We start from the raw sequence: 17,985 nt of genomic DNA on the forward strand, positions 1-17,985 counted from the left end.
AAAAAATGGAGGGCATGACATGGAAAATTATTATGATGTAGCGGTAGTTGGCAGTGGTCCGGTTGGACTTATGACAGCATGTGAATTAGCTATTCAAGGTGTAAAAGTTGTCGTTGTAGAGAGAAGATTAAATCGGATAAGAAATTCTAGAGCACTCACACTTCACCCCCGCTCCTTAGAATTAATGGCTATGAGAGGTATTGAAAATCGATTTTTATCTAGAGGGAAGAAATCAGATACAAGCCATTTTGCTGCCCTAGATACAAGATTAAACTTTAAAAATTTAGATACTGATTTTCCATATACGCTTTTTATTCCCCAATCTATTACAGAAGAAATATTAGAAGAGCGTGCGTTAGAATTAGGTGTAGATATTAAACGTGGTTATACATTAAAAGATTTAAAACAGCATGAAACATTCGTACAACTAGAAATAGAACAAGCAGAAACGATAAATAAAATAGAAGTTCCATATGTAGTAGGCGCTGATGGCGCAAGAAGTGTAGTTCGTGAGTTATCACATATACCTTTTAATGGAACAGATACAACAACTACAGCTATATTAGGCGATGTCATTTTAGAAGATGTACCAGATAACCCATTTTTTTCTACATCTAATATAAATGGGTTAATAATAATGGTACCTATTGCACCTAATGTATTTCGTTTTGCAATTGTAGATCCTAAGAATCAGACAATACCTGTTCATGTTGCTGTCACAGAAAAAGAGCTTATCGATAGTATTTATAGTATTACAGGTGAACATGTTCAAATTAAAAGCTCAATATGGCTTTCTCGTTTTGGAAATGCAACCAAACTAGCAAATACTTATCAACATAAGCGTGTATTCTTGGCAGGTGATGCAGCGCATATTCATTTCCCTGCAGGAGGACAAGGTTTGAATATAGGTTTACAAGATGCTTTTAATTTAGGATGGAAATTGGGACTCGCTATAAAACAAAAAAAATATGAAAGCCTATTAGAAAGTTATCATTTTGAACGACATGCTGTGGGAAAACAATTTTTAAAGGATGTACAAGCACAAGAACAATTAATGATAAACTTTTCAAATGCAGGTATAGAATTAAGAGAGTTATTCTCGCATTTACTCACATACCCAGAGATGAATAAAGATTTAGCTGAAAGAGTAAGTGGCTTAGGGGTTATATATTCCTCTATGCATACGAAAGAAAAGCATCCATTAATAGGGAAAAGATGTACAAATCTTACTATTTCTTCTCAAAATAAGAAAACTTATAAACTCTTTGAATTGATGCAAGATGGTAAATATATTTTATTAATACATCCTTCTTATAAAGAAGAAATAGATAAAATAAACATTGATTCGCACACAAAGGTGGTTGTAGGAGAAATACAGGATTATCAATTAAAAAATATTGATGTCATTTTAATTCGCCCCGATGGTCACATAGCTTACATTGAGTATGATGAAAGAAAAGACTGTACAGATTTGAAAATAAAATTGAATAATTTTTAAAAACTACTATTTATGTAATGTTCTTATGGCAGTTAGCTTTTTATTATTAAGTATGTCCTCATCAAAATGATGAATCCCTAACTATTAGCTCAGCTCTTTCTATCTAGAAGAGTAGTTTGTACTTTTGCTTAAAATTCCTTGAAAACAATTTGAGCATAAATTTTTCACATTAAAAAAGGAGAGATTATAACCTCTCCTTCTAATCCATACACTATATAATTAGCGAGTGAATCGACCGACAAGTTGTTCCTCAGCCATTGCTATTAGACGTTTTGTAATTTCACCACCAACAGTCTGTTTGGACGAGCGGTTGCGTCTGCACCAAGTTGTATATCAAACTCTTATGCGATTTTATATTTCATTTGATCAATTACACTTTCAGTACCACGAACTAATAATCCGTTACGGCTTCCACTATTCTTATGTATACTCGTCAAATTTCATGTCCATACTGTTTAGAGACGGTAGTCCATGCCATTCGGATTGACCTCCAGCACATGATAAATTTATAACCGTTCCTATAAATTAGGAGCGGTCTTATTTCATTTCCTATAATTCTAATGATAAGAAATCATTATTTGTTCCCTTTCGATAGCTATCTATAGTCACCTTTAGAGGAAACATATCAATTTATTAGGAGAATACCTTTTTAATATGGATAATATAGTATCATTAGATTCCTTAAAGCCACTACAAGCTAAGTAATTTTGCATGTCTTATTCATGATAAAACACCCATGTCATTCCAATATTTTATTTACCACGGAGATATCTACTTCTTTTGGAACTGTAACATCAAACTTATAAACATCTGTTTGATCAGGATTAATCATATTTCCTTTTACAAGCTTATTAAACCTGAGTATCTTCTCTTCTTCAAGCAATCCACCTGTTTGCGAGTCTTTTTTACAGTAACTTTTATTTGTTCTTTACTTTCTTTTCCTCTACTATCTTTAACTGTTAGTTCTACATTATATGTTCTTTTTTCTCCATATCCATAGCTAGGATTGGCTTCTGTACTTGTTCTACCCTCTCTAAAATTCCATAGATAAAAAATAATTTTTCCATTTTCACTTTCTGTACCATCACTATGGAATTGAATTTCTTCATTAGAATCATAGGAAGGATAACTTATTAGTTATTTAAGATATATTTTGTAAGTAAGTTCAATTTATAATTATAGTCTTATATACATAAGGATTATTATTAATCCTCTCAATTACTTTAAGCGATGGTAACTTATCTAATTCAATGACCATAATATTATTTATCTTTTGAGGAGAACTTTGAATTTTTATAATATTAATTTCATAATCACTGCATAAGGATGTTATAAAAGCGAGAAATTTACAACTATTTTTATTCCTCACTAAAATAGTTGGATTATTTTCTGATATGTTAAAATTAAACCCATTAATTTCTGAAATAAGTAATTTTCCTATATCATTTTTATATGTAACAACTTCTATACTTTCTTTTTCATTAAACAAAGAAATTTTTGCAGTATAAGAATAAGGTGTTTTTGCAAATTCTTCTACAAATTTAATTCCAGTGCTATTACCAATCCTAAAAGGATCTTGTTCTAACATACTTTTTTCTGTAAGATTAAATATCCCTTTCAAAAACGCTATTTGCAATTCATATTTATTTGTAACGTGTTTAAAGCTTCCATAGACTGAAATATTCACTTGTTCTGGTCTTAAAATAAATAACTCTCTAACTAACTTACCCATTTCAGTTCCTAAAATTTCAGGTGATAAATTATTAGTTTTTACAAGATCGAACATAGGACAACTCTCCATAATTAACTCCCCCTCACTTAAAATACCCCATATAAATATGGGGTATTTCAAGTAGTAAACTACATGTAATTTTAATATCCTAAAATATCATTTGATTTACAATCAAAATAATTTTATATATAGATATTATACTATTACTTGTTCTTCCTTCAAGAAAGGTATATCGAATGCAATAAATACCTCAGTCAATGCATTTGTTAATTGTATTATCTGTTCTTCAGTGTGATTTGGAGTAATGTTTACCCTAAATCTCTCAGTCCCAATTGGTACAGTTGGTGAATTAATTGGTTGTAAATAAACATTATGTTTCTCAAGTAACTGACGTGCAGCAGCTTTACACTTTGTTGCATCACCAATTAAAACTGGTAATATATGTGTCTCGCTTGAATTCATAATTGGAATTCCCGCTCTTTCAAAAGATTTTCTTAACATTTCTGTTTTTTTATGTAAACCATCTCTTTCTACGTTAGAAACCTTTAAGTGCTCAACACTTGTATAACATGCCGCTACTATAGATGGTGGTAGTGAAGTCGTAAATATAAAACCTGAGGCAAAAGATCGGATTGCATCAATCATTGGTCCCGAACCCGTAATATAGCCTCCGATAACACCAATTCCCTTAGCCATAGTTCCTTGAATAATATCAACTGAATCTGCAATACCTAGATCAGCAGCTATCCCTGCTCCTCTAGGTCCATACATACCAATTGCATGAACTTCATCAAGGAATGTTAAAGCGTTATACTTCTTAGCAAGTTTAACAATTTCTTCAATTGGTGCAATGTCACCATCCATAGAATAAACTGACTCAAAAACAATTACTTTTGGCCGGCTATATGGTTGTGATGCAAGTAATTGCTCTAAATGTTTTGTATCATTATGTTTAAATATTGTACGCTCTACCTTCGTACTACGTATCCCATTAATTATAGATGCATGATTAAGTTCATCGGAAAAAACAATACAATCTTCAAATAAACGTAGTAAACACTGAAGTGTTGCATCATTTGATCCATATCCTGTCGGGAATACAAGTGCAGATTCTTTACCATGCCATTCAGCTAATGATGACTCCAATTCCTCATATTGGTAATGTGTACCACCAATATTTCTAGAACCACCTGATCCCGCACCATATAAATTGATTGCGTTATGCATGGCTTCAACAACAACTGGATGTTGTGACATTCCTAAGTAATCATTACTGCACCAAACAACTACAGGCTGACTATCTTCTGATCCATTTAATTTAGCTAAAGGATATTGCCCACGAATTCGATTTAATGTAACAAACTCACGATATTGCCCACTTTTTTTCAGTTCTACTAGTTTTTCATTTAATATTTTTGTATACATATAGTGCCTCCAATTATAAGTTCTCTAACTATCAATTTAAAGGGGGTAATGTAAAAAAATGTTAATAAAGTTATGGTGCTCTCTCATTATAGGCATAATACAAACAAAAAACAAACAAAAATTTTAAAAATAAAATTTTTTCGGTAAATTATATTTTTACTCTTCCTATATATATATTTATATTAAATTTTAAGCTTTAGTTCGATTAGAAATAGTGAAAAGCTTATAAATAGAGTGTTTTTAGCCACTTATTTAACAAGAAAATAGATTTTTTATTTTTTTAATTTATTTCTAAAGAGTTAGAAAATTAATATTGATATAATATTTAAGTCGTGATAATATTTGGCTCGTGAAAACTAATTTTACAAAAAAGGTATTTTTAGGTTATTAAAATTAATAGTTAAAGATCAACTATACTTTCTCAAATTAAGTTTATGATTATCGAAATAATACATCATTATATTTTAATTAAGGGATAAATTTGCTGTCTTTAGTCTGGTTATTTTACCCCCTAAAAATACAGATCCATCACACAATGAACTTTAGGAGGAATTTTGATTATGCAAGAAAAATTATTAATTCGTAAAGCTACCATTCAAGACACTGAAGAATTAGTGGAATTAAGAAAGATTTTATTATCTGGTGGTGACACACATTATGCAGCAAAAAGTGAAGAAGATAATTTGGCCTGGCAAAATGCTTATCGCGTTTGGATTAAAGAAAATATTTCAAATGAGAATGTACTGATTCAGGTTGGTCAATATGATGAAGATGCAAAAATATGTTCATGTGTTATTGGAATAATTGATTCACGCGCTCCTATGGTAGGTGCACTTAACGGACGAGTTGGCTGGGGACAATCTCTTGTAGTAAGCAAAGATAGACGTGGTCTAGGAATTGCAGAAGCAATGATGGATGCTTTTCATAATTGGTTTAAAGAAAATAATGTTCAAAAAATTGTTGTCCAATCTAGTAAAATGGCCGAAGAGTTCAATAGAAAAAGAGGCTATCTCCAAACTGGGGAACAGTTATTATTTAAAACAATAGAATAGGAGCGTACCAAAATGAAAGTTTTAATTATTGGAATGGGTTTTTCAGGTCAAATGTTTTTAGAAGCTTTCCAGAACATCTCATCTCTCTACAATAATGATATTGATATTGCTTATACTTCAAGATCTCAAAAAGATATTGATTTAGTGTATTATCCGACTATTGAATCTGCCTTGGAAGTATTTAAGCCAGATATTTTAGTAATATCCGTTAACGACGAAAATCATGGAGAAGTATTATTTTCAATTCAAAATTTCAATGGATTTGTAATATGTGAAAAGCCTTTTGTTGATCCAAATTTCAAGTTAGAAAATGCAGAGAAACTATTGAAATACACATCGGGCTTTTGTTTAAATATGGTTGCAAGATATTCACAAGCCGCTCGATTATTAAAAGCATATGTAAATGAAAATAATTTAAAATTAGTACGTGCCAACTTCTTATGGGAAAAAAATAGAATTAATGATTATCGACCTACAACAGGAGTTATCAGTGAAATTATACACTCTTTAGATCTTGTTCAATGGATCAACGGTAATTCACCATTACAATTAAGACATATTCAAGGAGTGAAGTCTGATTATTCAATTTCTGGAGATGAAATTTCAGATAGCGTTTCTGTTATGGGTGAAATAAATGGTGCTGTAGTGACAGGATATAGTAGTTTTGTAAACTTATTCAGAAGAAGAGAATTAGATTTTGTTTTTCAGGATGCTAATAATCAATTAATTTTTGCACAACTCTCTTATGACACACCAAACTGGTATGAAGATTCAGTAAAAATTTGGACAGAAACTAGCACACAATCTGAAGAACTGTTATACTTTAACTCCCTTGAACACGAATATAATGGGGATAGAAAAATAGAGCGAATTATAAATGTAGTCAAAGATGTTACTGATTTTGTTATGCTGGAAAAAGAACCTTCTTTTGGTTTTCCAAATCTAAAAGATGCAGTTCGCTTACAGGAATTACTTAATGAAATTGATTCTAAGAAATCGAGCTTTTATAGAGTTAAATATAACAGTTCTGAGAAAAGAGTCTTGCTCAACGAAAATAGTGGATTTGGACGATTAGGATAAAAAATAGCAAGGAACTTAAAATAAGTTCCTTGCTATTTTTATAAATTCCTGAACATAATGTCCTTCTGCATGTGTTAATTCTGTAGCATGTTTATAAGATATGTATATATTTCTATAATGTCTATCCGGCAATTCATATATCTTTATATTATCAAATGATTTTAAGAAAAGCTTTGGTCCTATAGAAATACCTATTCCTAGATCAATCATTTTCACAATTGTATTGCAGTCACTTATATACGAATGAACCTTAGGCTCTATACTGTGCTGATTAAAAAATTTCTCAACTTGATTTCTGTATGGCGCTGCTGGCATAATAATATTATTTTGATCAAAGAAATCCTTTAAAGAGCAATCTTCAGGAATTAACTTTAAGTTATTTGGTGTTGCTATAACTAACTCGTCTTCCCAAAATGGGACGGATTCACATCCGAATTCCCCGTTAATTGTAAATCCTAGGTCAATTACTTTATTAATAACCCATTCTTGTATTTCATCATAAGTCCCCTCAAATATTATAATTTCAATAAACGGATACAATTTATTAAATTCTTTCATAATTGGAGGTAATATATGTTTTTTTACACTTGTAAAGGCTCCAATCCTCAGTGTTTTAGGCAATAATTGATCATTAAAATTTGTCTCTATTAATTTACGGTTTATATTTAATATCTGACCAATATACTCATAAGCTTTAGTGCCTTGAGGAGTTAAAGTAATCGTCCGACCAGTTCTCAGGAATAAAGACGTTCCTAATTCCTTTTCTAAGCTAGAAATTGCATGGCTTACTGCAGATTGCGTCATGTTTAATTTTTCGGCAGCCTTTGTAAAACTCCCCGTTGTAATAACTGATTCAAAAATTTCATACTTAATAATACTCATGAGTTTTTTTCATCCCTTGCATTAATATTATTCATTTTATTTAATCCCATTCATTAAGTATACTAATATTAACCTACTTAAGCTAGACGAGTAATGATTATCAAATGTTATTTTACCTTAATTTAATCTGCAGATTTTTTAATTACTATGGCATTATTCAATAATTATATATAACTCAATTATTATAATTGTAAGTAACATCATTATAGAGTTATATATTGATTCAATAATCATTCTCTATCTGTATAAAACTAGCAACTAGAGTGTATAAGATTGATAATTTATTATAATCTTGACAATGTAAAGGTGGCAGAACTATGAAAAAAGTTATCTTTTTAGCTATTGGTATGTTTGCCTTGGGATTCGATGCTTATATTATTGCTGGACTGGTTCCTGGAATTAGTGATACCTATCAAAAAAGTGCATCCCAAGTTGGGCAAGCTGTAAGTATATTTACATTATGCTATGCAATATCCGCTCCACTGTTTGCCTCTCTCTTAGCAGGTAAACCTATAAAAAAAGTTCTATTGACTTCAATAATTGTATTTGGACTTGCAAATGCATTAACCGCAGTATCTCCAAACTTTTCGATATTCTTAATATCAAGGGCGATTGCTGGTGTTGGTGCTGGATTATTTTCTCCTTTAGCTGTTGCAGGCTCAACTATGTTAGTACCTGTAGAAAAGAAAGGACGCGCACTTGGCTTAACAATCGGTGGCATGAGTATGGGAACTGTATTAGGTGTTCCCATAGGTCTTTATATCGCAGACAAGTTTGATTGGCAATCAGCAATGTGGTTTGTGGTAATACTTAGTTTAATTGCTGCTATTAGTATTCTTAAGTTTCTACCACATGTTCCAGTCACTGCACCACCTGCTATGAAAGAAAGACTTGCAATGTTTTTAGATAAAAGAGTTACTATCACTGTTTTAATAACATTCTTTGCAAGTATTTCAAGTTTAGGTTTATATACCTATCTATCTCCATTATTACAAGATCTTGATAGCACAAGTGATTTAACAATTTATTTATGGGCTTGGGGATTGGGTGGATTATTTGGAAGTATAACAATTGGATATTTAATTGATTACTTCAAAAAACCAAAAACTTTAATGGCTCTTATTTTAATTATTTTAACTGTCTCAGTTGTATGTATTCCTATAATGATTAATCTAACAATTATAAAATACTTACCATTTTTCATATGGGGAGCAATGGGATGGGCATCAGGAGCACCACAGCAACATATTTTATTATCCTATCAACCTAAGCATGGAAGTGCAGCTGTGGCCCTCAATAGTTCGATAAACTATCTAGGAAGTTCCGTAGGTGCCACATTAGGTGGAGTAGTAATTTCTCTTGGAATGGGGACTATGGCTCTAATCTACTTTGCGATAATTTCTATGATTATTTCATTAGGCCTACAATTTTATAGCATGAGAAGTAATACCTTTAAAATAGCCACTACTAAAAAGGCTGTTTAAAATAAATCTATTACATTTATAAAACATAAAAATGGGCATTAATTAATCTGTATCTTTTTATAAAGAAACAAAAAGAAGACGGTTCTTTTGAAACCGTCTTCTTAAAATAATAATACCATCTATCATATAGCTAGTTATTTAATCTTTTTTTATTAGAAAATTTGATTAAACAATTTATATTTCTATCATTCCTCTCTTCTTTCATATTCATCTGAAATAATATTTTCATCCCACTATATTTATAAATTAGCACCGCTTTTTATATTAAATTCTTTATTTTATCTAGTTACCCCGAAAAAAAGTCTCTCAGATTCGTTTGTATCGATCTTTAAATACCACAACAATATAAAAACATGCAAAACAACTTAAAAGTCTATTTTAAGTTGTTAAGGCGTTTAAAAAGATTCTAACTGTTTTCAAACGGTTTTGTTAAGCAATTTCTATATACTATAAGCTAATCTCTCAATTTTTCACCTTTGATTTCTTCTAAGCCTTTTTTTAATCCCATTTCTTTCGTAATATGCTTCATTTTTAATTATACTAGGCTTAAATATAAACCGACATCTTCTTCATTATTTATCAAATGATTTTCAGGTATGACCACTACTTTATTCTGCGTATTAATTTTTACTCATCTGATTACAACAATTCGTTGTACAGGTTGTCCATTTCATATAGCTGTAGCAAATACTACTCAATTAAAAGAATTTCCATATGATTGAGTGTTTCTATAAGCACTTCATTAATATATATTAAATGGTAAAAGTATTAATTTAAAACCTCTTTGGATGTTAGTCTTTAAACTTTAATTAAACCTTCATTTTCTTAGAAATTTATAAGTCAGTTGAAATATTTATATCAAATTCATCTGGTATTTTAGCATCTATTTTTTTCCCATCTATTGTCATCCTTATTTTCTGTTTCGGATTTGCTGTTACCACCCAAGCATTAGGTAAATAACGATCTTCATGTGATAATGTAGAAGGTGAATTTATAACCTTTCCTCCTAAATATAGAGTAGCAGAAGAACCACCATCCATAGCCATTGCATTTATAGCACCTTTTTCATATAGAATATCTTGACACTCTTTTAACGTAGCCCCTATACTATGCGTCTGTCTACCGTCAATGACTAGAAACATAATTGTACCATCTTCTTTTTGGGCCATAATACTTCGCGGAGCAGAACCCCAACCACCGTCTCCTTCTGTAATCATTTTTTCTCCATTTACAATTAACTGTGGCATAAATCCTGCTGCTGAAACGACTTGTTTATCCAAAAGTTGTTGTGTAGAATAATTTCCTGTTATCATTTGTCCAAACTTTGTTAAGCCTGTAATAATTGTAGGGGTATTTCTATCCATATTCGTATCAATAACTTTCCCATTTTCTATTACAATTCCAGTAGCAACATTTCCTCCACCCCTTCCTGTTTCATCTGCAAATCCACTTGCATTCACAGCAACAAGTGCATGATTACGCTTTGCCATTACGCTAATTTTTTCCCCTCTGTTAGCGCCCTGTGTTCCTTGATGGCTAACAAGTTTAACATTGAAGGGATTGCTAATAGTAACTAATTTTCCTTCAAAAAGAAAGCGACTATCTTTGTTACTTTTAATCGTTTCTACATCAATTTCTAATGGCTGATTTTTAAATTCTTCTAATCTTTTTCCTGCTATTTTTTTATAAATATGCTCATCACTATTTGACCATTTCGGATGATTAATTCTATCTTGCAATTTATCTAGTTCCTTTTGGGATAGGAATGTATATTTCGCATATTGCGGATGCTGAGAAGTTAGTATACTCCCAGCCATTGTTATGCGAAGCTCTCGGCCATAGCTAGTACCAAATAATATGCCTATGCCAATAAGCATGAAAATAGACAATAGAAGCAAAATTCGTTTGAAGATTTTTCTGAGATGTTTCATAGTTTTATCCTCCAGCATTCATTACATTCAATAAATCCATTAAAATATTATTTATCTAAATACAAAAGTGTTTGATTTCCTCATGTCTGAATTCCCCACTATACTTTAGCAATTCAGGCAAAATACTTATTCCGAATTTCATTTTTTAGTGTATATTTATAAATTTAATAACGTTTTTGCAACTATGAAATAAATTAATAATCCTGTTCCGTCAACAAATGTTGTAATAAATGGACCTGAAACAACTGCAGGATCTAGTTTTAATTTTCTTAGAATTAAAGGTAAAACAGCTGCTACAAGAGAGGCCCAAATAACAATAAATAATAAAGTAATTGCTACAACTTGTGCAACTTCTGTTCCAACTCCTAACATATAAGCACGAGTGAGCCCAGCTATTCCAAGTGCAAGTCCGAGAAGCATACCTATTGCAAATTCCTTTTTCATTACACGGAAAATGTCTTTAAATTTGACCTCTCCAATACCGATTGCACGAGTAATTGTTGCTACAACCTGTGTTCCTGTATTCCCACCAGTACCTACTAATAACGGAACAAAGAAAGCAAGGGCAACTACAGTTTCAATTTCATCTTCAAAATATTTTAATACTGTACCTGTATATGCCTCAGCAACAAAAAGAAGTAATAACCATGGTAGGCGTTTTAAGAAGATGCTCCAAATGCTAGCTTCAAAGTAAGATTGATTCAATGGCTCACTTCCGCCTAACTTTTGAATATCTTCTGTAGCTTCTGCTTCCATAACACTCATTACGTCATCAAAAGTGATAATACCAATCATTTTATTATTTGCTGTTGTCACAGGTATTGCTGCTAAATTATAATTCAGTAGCTTTTTTACAACTTCTTGCTGGTCAACTTCAGCTTGTACTGAAATTACCTCTTGAACCATAATAGTAGATAATATCTCTTCATCTGCTGCTAGTAATAACTCATGTATGGAAACGATTCCCTCAAGATAACCATGACTATCAAGAACATAACTATAAGATATTGATTCTACATTTTCAGAATGTTCCCTAATGTACTTCAATGTCATTTTTACTGACCAATTTCCTCTAACTGCAAAAAAATCACTTGTGACAAGACTTCCTGCCGTTTCAGGTTTGAAATTCATCAATTTTTTTACGTTATGTTTTGTAATTTTGTCTAGATACGCCATTAATTTAGCTTGTTTTTCAGGATGAACCGCTAGAAGTAAATCTACTAATTCATCAATCGGTTGTAAATTTAGTAACTTTTTAGCTTTGTTTTCAGATAAGTGAATTAAGATATTATATTTTTCTTCTGCACTCATATATTGAAGAATTTTAGAGCTTTTTAATACGGGAATCGTATTTAGCAATATGATTTGATCTTCAATTGAAAATCTTTTTACTTCTTGCGCAACATCATACGACGGAAGACGTAAAACTTTCTCTGCATCCAAATTATTTTTGGTTACAAGTAATTCTTTTAATAATTTCTTCATGTTAACTCCTCCTCATATTGCTAAGGGAGACTCTAGAGTTTCATGAGTGGTTTTGTTTTATTTTATCTGTCTTAGATTTTTTATTAGAGCAATAATAGTTACATTGCAATCAATTCATTATTTAGAATTACCTCCTTTTTGAATATAGACAAGATAAAACAAATAACATTAAACAGAAAAACCTTTACTCAAAAAGGAGTAAAGGTTTTTTACAATACAAATAAATGATTATTAAGACAGCTCTGCCAAAATCACAGAGGTGCCTTTCTATCAAATCGTATACCACTCCCTCGTTGAGTTTTAGCACTGTATAGCATAGGTTTTTATAACCAGCTACATTAAGAAGGGCCTTAATCCGACCGTTCCTGTTGACCCATTGGCGTCTCTCGACATTTTTGGGCAGCAGCGTTTCTCTATACAGGAGCCTCACCTAACAAAGTTTATTGAATTACTTCAAAATTTAAACCAGAATTTAATATTTGTCAACTGACTTTCAATTCCATTCATAAAAAAATCTTTTATGGAAAATGAAATTATATTTTATTATAAATTTAAAATTCCCCTAAAAAAACATAGAATTCAAATAAATTTAATTCGAAGAAACGTTATAAAACATATGAAACTTATTGTTTTTAAACAAATTCCAACTTTATAACAGAAGATGAATAATTAGTCATTCTGTATATCAAACGAACATTCATAAAAAAATCTTCTTTTATGATTAAAATCTTCTTTACTGTTTATCAAATTTATATGGTTAAACTACTTAATCAAACTATACACTACAAGTTGAAAATATATACTTATACAGAATGATTACATACATTTTCTCATATCATTTCTCAAAGGACTATAAAGCAATATAACAGATAAAATTAGCAATATGGTTGCTTGACAAGCAAAAAAAATATATTTATGCTTGCTACACGAAACAAATACATAAAATTTATGTTGCTTAACCTGTTAGGTGAGGCTCCTATGCAAACACAGGCTATTGCCCAAAAATGTCGAAAGACGCCAATGGGTAGAACAGGAATTGTCGGATTAAGGCTCTTCTTAAGATAGCTAAGTAATGAATTTTCATTACTTTACGTTGTATAGTGCCAAAGCTCTACTAGGGGGGAGAAAAGCCTTATTTAATCATGCCATTTTGAATCCCTCTAGTTACATACTAGGGGGATTTTTGCGTAAAAAAAACAGGGAGTTAGTGATAGAATCTTCCTAAACACAAGTCATATTTAGTAATTGACGAGAACAAGATTCTATTCATTAGCAAATGTAATATTATGTTTTGTTTTAAATCAGGAGGATATTAAAATGAAAAAAATATTAAAACTCGATTATCTATTGCTCCTTTCTCTATTCATAACATGTATTTTAGGTATTATCATGATGTATAGTGCAAGCTCCATTGTCGCTGTCCAACATTACGGTTATAACAGTAGACATTTTGTTGATTCTCAATTAACAAAGCTACTTTTAGGAACAATAGGGTTAATAGTTTGTGCTTTACTCCCATATGAAATATGGAAAAAACGAATAGTCTCAATCTGTATTATGGTTGGGGGGATTTTTTTATTAATTATGGTTTTATGGAAAGGAAAAGTGGTAAATAATGCTCAATCATGGATCTTTGGAATACAGCCAGCTGAATTTCTAAAATTAGGAACAATACTTGTAACAGCCCGTTTTTTTGCATTACGACAAGAACAAGCTAAAAATAACTGGAGTGGTATCGGAAAACTTTTATTTTTTTTAGCTACAATTTTTTTTCTTATCTTTAAACAACCAAATTTAGGATCTGCACTTTTAATATTAGGTATAGGTTTTAGCATATTTCTATGCTCAGGAATAAATATAAATCTACTAATCAAAAGAACTATCATCAGTTCTATTTTGTGGTTACCTATTTTATATTTCTTGATTCAATATAGTTTGTCAGAAGTTCAAAAGAAACGTATTACTACGATTTTCAATCCATTTCTTGATGCGCAAGGAAATGGATACCAGCTTGTAAATTCTTTTATTGCCATTGGCTCCGGAGGAATCACTGGTCGTGGATTTGGAAATAGCATACAAAAAACAGGTTATCTTCCGGAACCACATACAGATTTTATAATGGCAATAGTTTCTGAAGAACTAGGATTTATTGGTGTATTTATTATATTGGCTGGAGTTTTGACTATAGTACTTCGCTCCTTAAAAATTGCACAATTATGTGTAGATCCATTTGGCAGTTTTATAGCAATTGGTATAGGATGTATGATCGGTATGCAATCTGTTGTAAATTTAGGTGGTATTACAGGACTATTTCCTCTTACAGGTACCCCATTTCCATTTGTAAGTTTTGGTGGAAGTTCTTTAATGGTCAATTTAATAGCAATAGGAATATTAATTAACATTTCAATTTTTAATAAAATTGAGTTTGATAATCATAATATATAATTTTTATATATCAATTTAAAAATTTTAAAATTCGACCTCATTAATTAATCTATATTTAAAAAATTTCTAATTATTTTTTTAACTGTATAAATATTAATATTAATATTAATATTTATGTTCGTTTTAATACGAAAAAAGGCAGGCATATATATATGCTTGCCTTCCGTTCTCAAAATCAATTACACCTAAAACAACGTGAGGTTAACCAAATCTAGATACTGTCTTCTACGCCCTATTTTTTACTTTTCTAAAACAATTTCTGCTATTTCATTAGCACATTTTTTAGAGTCAAATCCATCATAATTACTTAGTACTACAACAGTCAAATATTCTTTTGGAAACCGCATGAAGTGTGAACGATAACCTGCCCAGCTACCTGAATGTTCCAAGTATCGACAGTTAAAACCTTCTGCAAGCCTTAGCCCAAAAGCATAATCTTCATTGTCAATAATCGTCTCCCCAGTTGGAGAAATTTTCGGACCTATTTCGCTCATTCTTTTAACAAGTTCTTTTCCACCAACGGTGCCTGTAGTTAAATTTTCTCCCCATCTTACAAGATCTTCAACATTTGTATGAACTGCCCCATCACCTGTATGTTCCCAAGGGCTTTCATAGATTTTATATTTTCCTTGCTCATTCTTCGAATACCCACTAATAATTGGTATAGTTGTTGGGTAGCAATCTACAATTGTTGTGTCTCTCATATGTAAAGGATCAAAAATACGCTCCTTTGTAAATTGACGTAGAGACTTGCCACTTACCTTCTCTACCACTTGTGATAATAAAAAATATCCTGTATTGCTATACTCAAATTTTGTGCCAACTGGGAACCTTGCAATTTGATGATTTTTAAGGTGCTCTAACGATTCTTCCACAGTTAATGTATCTGTAAATTTAATATTTGCTGATACAGCCAATTCCATATAATCAACTAGTCCACCAGTGTGATGAATTAGGTGTCTCAATGTTACAGGTTCAGCATATGTTCCTATAGAAGGGACAAACTTTACAATTGAATCATCTAAACCCAATCTTCCCTCTTGTTCTAAGAGTAGTATAGAAAACGCTGTAAATTGTTTAGAAACTGAGGCGATATTAAAAACGCTCTTTGTGGTTATCGGTAGATTTTCCTCTATAGAAGCTAAGCCAACTGCACCTTTATACGTTACTCCACTATCAAAACTAGCAATATATGCAAAGCCAGGGGATTTGGGTGAAAATTTGTTCAATAATTGTTTAATGGGAGTATGTGTCTTTTCATTATATGTATTATTCATCTTAATCACGTACCCTTCGCTTAAAATGATTACAAATATAATAAAGAATACTATATATATAAATATCAGTGTAAGTGTGTAAAAGTTATACCATAAGTCGTATGGCCTATTATAAAAAGCAAACTTAATTAAGTTTGCCTTTTTGATGTTATTCCAAATCTAATTAGTTTTGATAATATATCTTTTGTTTACGCTGAAATGGATAAGTTTTAATTTCATCTGTATCTAAATTTTCATGAAATAGATGTATGGCTATAATTTGTCTACAATCATAGGTATGATAATAATATATGCCAGACTCCATACACATTGCACTTGTATAAATAGTATTATCTATTATACCTTCTTCAGTTATCACTCCACCTTTTGGAAGCTCACAATTTGATAAGATATGAAAAACGGCCGATACCCCTTCCTCTTCGTTATCTCCCCCTTGAATATTTTGTTTGCTATACGCCGCCCGAACAAACCTTGATGGTGGAGTAAAATCCCCAGGGAGTCCCATCGAACCTGAACCTTGTCCAAAAGCACTTAATGATACATCCCCCCATTGGGTTGGTGCATATGGCTGCGATTTAAGACCTATATATTGTCTTAAATTTTGTAAATGCCAGTTAAACTCAGGACTATTGGTCATTACCCCTAGCGGATTATCATAAATTTTTAGCCCCTCAATTGTGGGCTCTAATACAATACATTCTCCCCGCTTATCCGCTAAGATCCAATGTAGCGGTGGAGTAACTCCTAAAACAGATAATGATATATCTAAAAAAGAAATACTCTCTACAGATTTCTTTAACTCTTCGACAGAATTGAATTGTGTGAGACTCCATGCCACAAAATCAAATGGAGCCAGATTTGTTTTATTGTCATCTATACTGTTACTATAAGTAGCGAATCCTGGAAAATAAAGTGTTGCACATGTCATACCTGATTCATTTACTCCATCTGCCAGAATGACCCTTCCTTGATAGTTAATCCCCATCCCGACAACTGCTTGTTTCGCCTTGATATTTTCACCAGTTATATTGTTCCATTGATAACGCCGAGGAATGATTATTACTTCTTGATTGAAATCTAATGTAAAATCCATCGTTCGTGCAAAAAGGTGCTGACCGTTTTTTGTCTGTAATGTCAAACTAGTACACATAAAGAACACCCCTTTATTTAGTTTATATGAACAAAAACTCGTTTAATTTCTACCTTGATAAGCAACCACTTATTTCCTATTCTTTTTTCTTGCCTATATTGATTGACTCTCCTTTCAAAATATTAAATTTTTAATACAGTATGCCAAATACTATAAGGAAAATAAAAATTATCAAAGAGGTTAATAATCTATTTTAAAATTCATCCCTATCAACTTAAAAAGCTATTATAAACAAACTTCAATAAAAAATGCCATCCCCCTCTTTTTTTATAACTCGATTTTTTAATTAGAAGGATGTTAATCAGTATGCATAGATTTCGTATCATCAAAATTATTATAATTATCATTTTGAGAAGAATAACCACTATTAGAATTATTATTAAAATGTGGGTACTGAATAAATTCATTATACAAAAAAAACCACCATTCTTTTCCACAGCCTAATTTAATACCTAAATAATTCATATATTTAAGTTAATTATTTTCCCTATTATTCTTCTTCATGTACAAACAAAAAGAAAAAATTTTTCTAGATCATTTTATC

The 17,985-nt window shown here is 31.2% G+C and carries 12 protein-coding genes, 2 pseudogenes and 2 riboswitches; of the genes and pseudogenes, 5 read left to right on the top strand and 9 right to left on the bottom strand.

Annotation, left to right across the window (positions count from 1 at the left end; all coding sequences use genetic code 11):
* Window positions 1-19: 19 nt before the first annotated feature.
* Entirely contained in the window at window positions 20-1,498 is a 1,479-nt protein-coding gene (locus V7S45_RS28525; RefSeq protein WP_342762129.1) for an FAD-dependent monooxygenase, read from the top strand.
* 219 nt (window positions 1,499-1,717) lie between these two features.
* Here V7S45_RS28525 and V7S45_RS28530 read toward each other — a convergent pair.
* The 4 genes and pseudogenes from V7S45_RS28530 to hemA all read right to left on the bottom strand — a co-directional run bounded on the left by V7S45_RS28530 (window position 1,718) and on the right by hemA (window position 4,655).
* A pseudogene (locus V7S45_RS28530) lies at window positions 1,718-1,926 on the bottom strand (alpha/beta-type small acid-soluble spore protein).
* Window positions 1,927-2,217: 291 nt separating this feature from the next.
* Window positions 2,218-2,608: pseudogene (locus tag V7S45_RS28535) on the bottom strand (PKD domain-containing protein); the annotation flags it as partial.
* 55 nt (window positions 2,609-2,663) lie between these two features.
* Window positions 2,664-3,299: a serine dehydratase gene (locus V7S45_RS28540; protein ID WP_088344708.1), complete on the bottom strand. Its 636-nt coding sequence runs from the start codon at window positions 3,297-3,299 to the stop codon at window positions 2,664-2,666.
* A gap of 126 nt (window positions 3,300-3,425) precedes the next feature.
* Window positions 3,426-4,655 (bottom strand): 5-aminolevulinate synthase, encoded by a 1,230-nt coding sequence (gene hemA, locus V7S45_RS28545; protein WP_088344706.1) that lies wholly within the window; start codon window positions 4,653-4,655, stop codon window positions 3,426-3,428.
* A gap of 560 nt (window positions 4,656-5,215) precedes the next feature.
* Between hemA and V7S45_RS28550 the strand changes: the two genes are divergently transcribed.
* On the top strand, window positions 5,216-5,707 hold the full coding sequence (locus tag V7S45_RS28550) for a GNAT family N-acetyltransferase (RefSeq protein WP_001156572.1): 492 nt from the start codon (window positions 5,216-5,218) through the stop codon (window positions 5,705-5,707).
* Window positions 5,708-5,719: 12 nt separating this feature from the next.
* Window positions 5,720-6,787, top strand: coding sequence for a Gfo/Idh/MocA family oxidoreductase (locus tag V7S45_RS28555; RefSeq protein ID WP_342762130.1), 1,068 nt, complete (start codon window positions 5,720-5,722; stop codon window positions 6,785-6,787).
* Between the two features lie 15 nt (window positions 6,788-6,802).
* On the opposite strand, the gene V7S45_RS28560 is transcribed toward V7S45_RS28555, so the two are convergent.
* Window positions 6,803-7,669 (bottom strand): LysR family transcriptional regulator, encoded by an 867-nt coding sequence (locus V7S45_RS28560; RefSeq protein ID WP_025687816.1) that lies wholly within the window; start codon window positions 7,667-7,669, stop codon window positions 6,803-6,805.
* A gap of 317 nt (window positions 7,670-7,986) precedes the next feature.
* On the opposite strand from V7S45_RS28560, the gene V7S45_RS28565 reads away from it, so the two are divergent.
* Window positions 7,987-9,153: an MFS transporter gene (locus V7S45_RS28565; protein ID WP_000755603.1), complete on the top strand. Its 1,167-nt coding sequence runs from the start codon at window positions 7,987-7,989 to the stop codon at window positions 9,151-9,153.
* Between the two features lie 833 nt (window positions 9,154-9,986).
* On the opposite strand, the gene V7S45_RS28570 is transcribed toward V7S45_RS28565, so the two are convergent.
* On the bottom strand, window positions 9,987-11,084 hold the full coding sequence (locus V7S45_RS28570) for a phosphodiester glycosidase family protein (protein ID WP_167320055.1): 1,098 nt from the start codon (window positions 11,082-11,084) through the stop codon (window positions 9,987-9,989).
* Window positions 11,085-11,240: 156 nt separating this feature from the next.
* On the bottom strand, window positions 11,241-12,569 hold the full coding sequence (gene mgtE, locus V7S45_RS28575; protein ID WP_342762131.1) for a magnesium transporter: 1,329 nt from the start codon (window positions 12,567-12,569) through the stop codon (window positions 11,241-11,243).
* A gap of 279 nt (window positions 12,570-12,848) precedes the next feature.
* Window positions 12,849-13,014, bottom strand: a riboswitch (M-box (ykoK) riboswitch).
* Window positions 13,015-13,521: 507 nt separating this feature from the next.
* Window positions 13,522-13,698, top strand: a riboswitch (M-box (ykoK) riboswitch).
* Between the two features lie 188 nt (window positions 13,699-13,886).
* Here mgtE and V7S45_RS28580 point away from each other — a divergent pair.
* Window positions 13,887-15,014: an FtsW/RodA/SpoVE family cell cycle protein gene (locus tag V7S45_RS28580; protein WP_342762132.1), complete on the top strand. Its 1,128-nt coding sequence runs from the start codon at window positions 13,887-13,889 to the stop codon at window positions 15,012-15,014.
* A gap of 239 nt (window positions 15,015-15,253) precedes the next feature.
* Here V7S45_RS28580 and V7S45_RS28585 read toward each other — a convergent pair whose 3' ends face one another.
* Complete coding sequence (locus V7S45_RS28585) at window positions 15,254-16,291, bottom strand: serine hydrolase (protein ID WP_088344697.1); 1,038 nt, start codon at window positions 16,289-16,291, stop codon at window positions 15,254-15,256.
* 163 nt (window positions 16,292-16,454) lie between these two features.
* Entirely contained in the window at window positions 16,455-17,441 is a 987-nt protein-coding gene (gene bsh, locus V7S45_RS28590) for a choloylglycine hydrolase (RefSeq protein WP_025689978.1), read from the bottom strand.
* Between the last annotated feature and the right edge of the window lie 544 nt (window positions 17,442-17,985).

Source organism: Bacillus sp. BR3(2024), assembly GCF_039134555.1.
Classification (GTDB): domain Bacteria; phylum Bacillota; class Bacilli; order Bacillales; family Bacillaceae_G; genus Bacillus_A; species Bacillus_A cereus.